The sequence below is a fragment of the uncultured Aurantimicrobium sp. genome (assembly GCF_936931525.1).
In the GTDB taxonomy this organism is placed as follows: domain Bacteria; phylum Actinomycetota; class Actinomycetes; order Actinomycetales; family Microbacteriaceae; genus Aurantimicrobium.
Map to the genome: position 1 here is coordinate 1 of NZ_CAKZII010000066.1, position 1252 is coordinate 1252.

Here is a 1252-nt window from a genome sequence, read left to right on the forward strand (position 1 = left end):
CAACTCATTGCAGACACTCTTCTGTCCAACTTCCGGGGCTATGAGAGCCCCGAAGAGCTGGCCAAGACTCGCTACAAGATCGAGCAGAAGATGCTTGACGAGCAACTCGCCATCATGGAGCTGGTCGAATACAACAAACACCTCTACTTTGACGGTGGTGCCGGAACCGGCAAGAGCTTCCTGCTCGCAGAGGCAGCCCGGAAGTTTGCCAAGCAGGGCAAGAGAACCTTAGTTACCTGTTGGAACTACATGATGGCCGAAGAGCTCTCCAAGACACTGGGTCACCCCAACATCACGGTCACTGACTTGAATTCCCTCATGCTGGATATGTGTGGCCTCGATACCAACCCTGAAGGTGCTGGCACAGCCTGGTTCGAAGAAGAACTCCCCCAGAAAGCACTCGAGGCACTAGAAAAGAACCCCGCACTGGGTGGCTATGAAGCCCTCTGCGTTGATGAATTCCAGGACATTGCTGCCAACCTCAAGCTCATGGAGCTTGTGCTGGCGGTGTGCAACACCTGCAAGCTGGAAGATCTCCCTGTGGTCTGGGTAGGAGACCGCAACCAGCAGATCATGCGTGAGGGAACCCAAACCCTTGACCCTGCAAGGCGCATGAAGCTGATCATGCCGGACACTGTCCACCTGAGACTTCGCACCAACTGCAGAACAGTCCCTGAGCTGGCAAAGATGATTCCTCGAATCATCAACATCGACACCGACATTGCCCGCCACCGAATCCCTGAAGGATTCGAAGGTGGCCTGAGCATTGTCCCCAGCTCAGATGAGAAACAAACACAACACCTGGCAACGGCCATCAAAAAACTCCTTGAGCGTTACAACGCCACAGACATCGTCATCCTGAGCCCCTTCGGCGAGACGAACTCCACCGTTGGCCAGCTCCTCGAACGTGGCGCAAGTAATGCCGACGAACGTGCCCTTGCGGCCCAGCTCCAACACGAAGGTAGTGAGGGCAGGATCCGCTGGCGCTCGATTGCCAAGTTCAAGGGCTTGGAGTCACCTGTTGTTGTCATCACGGATGTCACTGACAGAGCCAAAGAGTTTGCAGCGGGTATTCATAAGCAGCTCGATGAGCTTCTTTATGTGGGCATTACTCGAGCCAAATATGAGTGTGTGTTGATAGGTGATGCCATCTCAACACAAAACATTGGTTCCTAATTCCAGAATTCTTTCGAACGTAATCTCTCAGAAGGCTGTGCCACAGTTCACACAAAACTGGGCAGCGGGAATCTCA

1 protein-coding gene is annotated in these 1252 nt (G+C 53.7%); it reads left to right on the forward strand.

All coding sequences use genetic code 11. The features are described from left to right. On the forward strand, nucleotides 1-1176 hold a 1176-nt coding region (locus Q0362_RS02860), incomplete at its 5' end, for an AAA family ATPase (RefSeq protein ID WP_298119561.1). Nucleotides 1177-1252 lie beyond the last annotated feature (76 nt).